This window comes from Microcoleus sp. S28C3, from assembly GCF_036700785.1.
Classification (GTDB): domain Bacteria; phylum Cyanobacteriota; class Cyanobacteriia; order Cyanobacteriales; family Microcoleaceae; genus Microcoleus; species Microcoleus asticus.
Window position 1 is genome coordinate 1 of sequence record NZ_JAUBPO010000216.1, and the last position, 4,831, is coordinate 4,831.

Consider the following 4,831-nt stretch of genomic DNA (forward strand, 5'->3'; position numbering starts at 1 on the left):
TACTGTCATATCACACTATGATAAACACTTCTCTCTAATAGTAACTTACTCGATCCTTTCCTTCAGGGCACTACCAATTAATTAAACTGTGCGACACCGAACCAACTTGGGTGGGAGTTAACACGGGTTTGCCGAATCGAGTAATTAAGTTAGCTTTGGAATTAGGCTTGTTTCCCGAGTTGGGTAATTACAGTTTAATTCAACCAGAAGTTGTTTACGGGCTAGACAAAAAAAGCCGAGTTGATTTTTGGTTGACTGGCGATACTAAACCAATTTTTCTGGAAGTTAAAAATACAACTTGGGCAAAAGAAAACTTGGCTTTATTTCCCGATACAGTCACAGAAAGAGGACAGAAACATTTGAGAGAATTGATCGAAGTGGTGCGGCAGGGTGCGAGGGCTGTAATGCTGTATTTTATCAATCGCGGGGATTGTACTGATTTTGCTCCCGGGGATAGTGCCGATCGCCTTTACGGAGAATTGTTCAGACAGGCGATGGGTGAAGGTGTAGAGATTTTGCCATGTCGTTTTAATGTGACACCGGAAGGCATTCGCTATTTGGGGTTGGCAAAGCTTGATGTGTGATGACACGATCGTCTTATATTATTAATTTTTTTGCATCCACAATTAAAACCCGCTCGCCATCAACAACCGGGCCTGGTAAAACTATCATTTAACCAAGAGCGATCGCCTCTTAATTTTGACGGCCAACAATCCCAATCCTGCAACGATCGTGGCAGCCATACTGCTAGGTTCAGGCACTGCTTCGGCAATGCTGAGGGCATTAATTCCCAAGGCGCGATCGCCCTCAGAACTGCTGTAGACGAGCCGCGAGATGTTAGCAGCATCGCTGCGAACGCCGAGAAATTGAGCCGAATTATCTAGTGCTAATGAGGATGTTCCCTGGGTTGAGAAACTGCCTAACAAATTATTAGCGCTGTCAAATGCCGAGATCGATGCAGTGAAGAGAAAAGTATCATCTACCGCTATTTGCGTTCCTGCGGCCGCCACGGGGCGATCGAAGGTAATCGTCAGCGGGCCAGGGTTTCCTACTGCTGGCTGCGGGCCTGGTCTTAAACCAGTCAACAAAATGAAATCGCCGCTGGCAAAGTTGGTGGGAATGCCTGGTGAAGGCAAGGTTTGAAAAAGTAAAGGAGGCGTCACTCCTGGATTTGCAGCCGGGGGAATATTGACATTAACTCCCAGTCCTTGTTCCGAGGTGACTGAGAAGGAGTTGGACAATACTTTAAACGGCGGCTGGACTGGCCCTAAAATCGACCAATCAACGCGATCTGTACCTCCCAAGGCCGCGCGATCGCTCACGAATGTCAGATTAACAGCTTCAACTGGCGGTGCTAATAGAATCAGCAGAGTGCCGATCGCAGTTCCCGCAGCGGATATTTTAAGCGATCGCGTTGTTTTTTCTATAGGTACAAATTCCGGCAGGCGATCGCTTTCCAATAGCTGCACTTTGAAGTGTTGAAATTTGTCACAAATCATAATAATTCCTCCCATCAACCTTTCCACAAATTATTACAAAAGTCTGGTCGCATCCAAACTGAATGTTTAAATTAGGTCGATGTCTAATATACTTTACATCCTGAGAATTCACTATAACTATTTAACAACACATAAAATTACGCAGAGTTTTGTAATAGTCGCTGTACTAAACATTTCGTTCAATCTGTAAATAATGGAACTTCCAGCACAACTCCAGATAAAACATCTTCTCCAGAAAGTTGTGTTGGTAAAGAGCGAATCTCTTTTGTTTGTCCCTGTCGATAAATTTCTACCTGCTGATTCTGTGGATTAAACAACCAACCCAACCGCACCCCACTTTGCAGGTATTCCAGCATTTTATCTTGTAAGGTTTGCAGATTGTCCGATGGCGATTCCCTACGGGATAGCTTCGCTTCACGCAGTTCAATTACAAAATCCGGCGCGATGGGGGGAAATTTCTGTCGTTGTTCTGGAGTCAGTGCTTCCCAGCGAAACAACTATACCCATGCTACATCAGGAGAACGAGATCCTCCACCGGGCAATTTGAATAACGTGGAAAAACTAAACACCTTACCTAGTTGGGTTTGGCGATTCCAAATATAAACTTCACCGCCGAGCTACATCTCGCGACTACCGCTATCGCCGCCAACAGGAGACATAACAATTAACCTTCCTTCAGCATCGCGCTCCATCGTCAATTCAGGATTGCTGAGACAGAGTTGATAAAACTGCTCATCGGTAAATTGAACGCGATCGAGATTAACTTTTAGGGGTAAGGTTAGCAAGGTCATCGTCATTACTCCCGATCTTTGAGACCTGATAATTTCTATTTTAAGATAATGTTTCGCTTACAATACACTTGTAGCATCTAATAAAAAAGAGCGATCGCACTATGGGAATGACCCTGACCGAAAAAATCTTAGCTAAAGCATCAGGCCGCACTAAAGTCGAGCCCGGAGAAAACATCTGGGTAGAAACAGATGTGTTGATGACCCACGATGTCTGCGGGCCCGGCACTATTGGCGTTTTCAAACGCGAATTCGGTGAGAATGCTAAAGTCTGGAACCCGGACAAAATCGTCCTCATTCCCGACCACTACATTTTCACCAACGACGAACGCGCTAACCGCAACGTCGATATTCTCCGCGATTTTGCCAAAGAACAAGGGATAAAATACTTTTACGACATCACGGATCGATCGGACTTCAAAGCAAATCCCGACTACAAAGGAGTTTGCCACATCGCGCTAGCACAAGAAGGCCACACCCGACCCGGCGAAGTGCTATTCGGCACAGATTCCCACACCTGCAATGCCGGCGCTTTCGGACAATTTGCCACCGGTATCGGCAATACAGACGCGGCTTTTATCATGGGAACCGGCAAACTGTTAATCAAAGTTCCGGCGACAATGCGCTTTGTATTCAACGGTGAACTGCCGGATTATTTGTTAGCAAAAGACCTGATTTTGCAGATTATTGGTGATATTAGCGTTGCGGGTGCTAACTACCGGACGATGGAATTTGCCGGCGATACAGTTGAACGTTTGACGATGGAAGAACGGATGACGCTGTGCAATATGGTAATCGAAGCTGGCGGTAAAAACGGCACGGTTGCGCCCGACAAAACTACGTTTGATTACGTTACTTCGCGGACTGACAAACCCTTCGATTCATTTTACAGCGATGGGGATGCTAAGTTTTATAGCGATCGCACCTACGATGTCAGCAAATTAGAACCTGTCGTCGCCAAACCGCACTCCCCCGACAACCGCGACTTAGCCCGCAACTGTCGCGATGTCAAGATCGATCGAGTTTACATCGGTTCCTGCACCGGGGGCAAAACCTCCGACTTCCTGAATGCCGCCCGCATTCTGAAAGGAAATCAAGTCAAAGTTCCGACTTATTTAGTACCAGCAACTCAGAAAGTTTACGAAGATTTGTTTGTCACAAAATACGAAGGTCAAACACTTTCGGAAATCTTCTTAGCTGCCGGCTGCATCGAACCCGCAGCGCCTTCTTGCGCCGCTTGTTTGGGTGGCCCGAAAGATACTTTCGGGCGGATGAACGAACCCGAAATTTGCGTGTCTACAACTAACCGCAATTTCCCCGGTCGCATGGGGAACAAAGAAGCGCAAGTTTATCTAGCTTCGCCTTACACGGCGGCGGCTTCGGCGCTGACTGGTCACGTCACAGATCCGCGCGAATTCTTATAAGGTAGGGGCAATCCCCCCGTGGTTGCCCAGATCGGGGGTAGGCACTCTTGGCACTACCCCTACAAATCTGTATGAATGATGTAGACACGATAACTAGAATAAAATCAAAATAACTATCTATCTCAAATGTGAAAATTTATGGTAACTCATCAGATTTTACGCAAGATGTCTGCCGCATTTGTCCTATTAGCTGTTGCCCTATCATGCAGTTCAACTACGACAGTAACTCAAGCACAAAAGGTAGCAGAAAAGCAAAAATTGCAGGTTGGTTACGGCGATTTGATATTTGACTATGAATCAGAATATATGATGATTCCCGTTACTTTATCGGGCGATGAAAAACAAGCGGGATTTCCCACTGTATCACCAATATACGATTCTTATGAAGAGTCTAGGGGTAGCGGGATAGTTGGTTATAATATGATTTTTTATAACAAAAATAGCGGAGAATCTAATATTTTATTAAACAAAAAAGCGTTAATATCCAAATTTGAATATTTGTTAGGTAAACAAGAACCAGAAAATCCAAGCGAGGGAAATGTACAAACAAATCAACCAAAGCAAAACCGCTCCCAGAAAGTATCCAGAAAGCCTCAGAATCAGTGGCTGTTATTTCACATCATAGATAGCGATACAAATGCTGATGGCAAACTTGACAGGGCGGACGCAATTATTGGATATTTATCTAACTTGGGAGGCAAATCGCTTCAGGCAATAACTCCGCCCGATACCCAGTTAATGAGTTGGGTATTTGATGAAAAAAGCGGCGGAATTTTTCTCACTATTAGAAAAGACTCGGATGGCGATCGGAAGTTTACCGAAAAAGACGGTATTGATTTTGTCCGAGTGAATGTCAGCCAACCCAATGTTGGTAAAGAGATAATCGACGGTAAAACTCGGCAAGAATTGCAAAAAATTATTATTAATTAAAAGTAAAAATAAGGTGTGCACTGCTTGAATTGACAGGAGATTTGCTTTGAAAACACTATTTTTGGCTTGGCAAAGCCCGGACAGCGGTTCTTGTTTTCCGATTGTCGATTGACATTTGGAGTTTAGACTAAGCAGGTCAAAAAGTGCGCTCGCCCAAAGACCGGCAAACGTCCATACTCCAACGGCAACG

General features: G+C 45.0%; 3 protein-coding genes and 2 pseudogenes. 3 read left to right on the forward strand and 2 right to left on the reverse strand.

Annotation, left to right across the window (positions count from 1 at the left end; all coding sequences use genetic code 11):
* Positions 1-71: 71 nt before the first annotated feature.
* Positions 72-584, forward strand: a pseudogene (gene sfsA, locus QUA13_RS31540) (DNA/RNA nuclease SfsA); the annotation flags it as partial.
* 84 nt (positions 585-668) lie between these two features.
* Here the strand turns inward: sfsA and QUA13_RS31545 are convergent.
* Complete coding sequence (locus tag QUA13_RS31545) at positions 669-1,499, reverse strand: PEP-CTERM sorting domain-containing protein (RefSeq protein ID WP_333204910.1); 831 nt, start codon at positions 1,497-1,499, stop codon at positions 669-671.
* Between the two features lie 179 nt (positions 1,500-1,678).
* A pseudogene (locus QUA13_RS31550) lies at positions 1,679-2,290 on the reverse strand (Uma2 family endonuclease).
* 101 nt (positions 2,291-2,391) lie between these two features.
* Between QUA13_RS31550 and QUA13_RS31555 the strand changes: the two are divergent.
* Both QUA13_RS31555 and QUA13_RS31560 read left to right on the forward strand, forming a co-directional pair.
* Positions 2,392-3,711: a 3-isopropylmalate dehydratase large subunit gene (locus tag QUA13_RS31555; protein ID WP_333184198.1), complete on the forward strand. Its 1,320-nt coding sequence runs from the start codon at positions 2,392-2,394 to the stop codon at positions 3,709-3,711.
* A gap of 138 nt (positions 3,712-3,849) precedes the next feature.
* On the forward strand, positions 3,850-4,641 hold the full coding sequence (locus QUA13_RS31560) for a hypothetical protein (protein ID WP_333204912.1): 792 nt from the start codon (positions 3,850-3,852) through the stop codon (positions 4,639-4,641).
* Positions 4,642-4,831: the final 190 nt, after the last annotated feature.

What these genes read in the sequence shown, in the direction of transcription:
- QUA13_RS31545 (WP_333204910.1), bottom strand. Translation starts at nt 1,499, where the DNA reads ATGATTTGTGACAAATTTCAACACTTCAAAGTGCAGCTATTGGAAAGC.
- QUA13_RS31560 (WP_333204912.1), top strand. Translation starts at nt 3,850, where the DNA reads ATGGTAACTCATCAGATTTTACGCAAGATGTCTGCCGCATTTGTCCTA.
- QUA13_RS31555 (WP_333184198.1), top strand. Translation starts at nt 2,392, where the DNA reads ATGGGAATGACCCTGACCGAAAAAATCTTAGCTAAAGCATCAGGCCGC.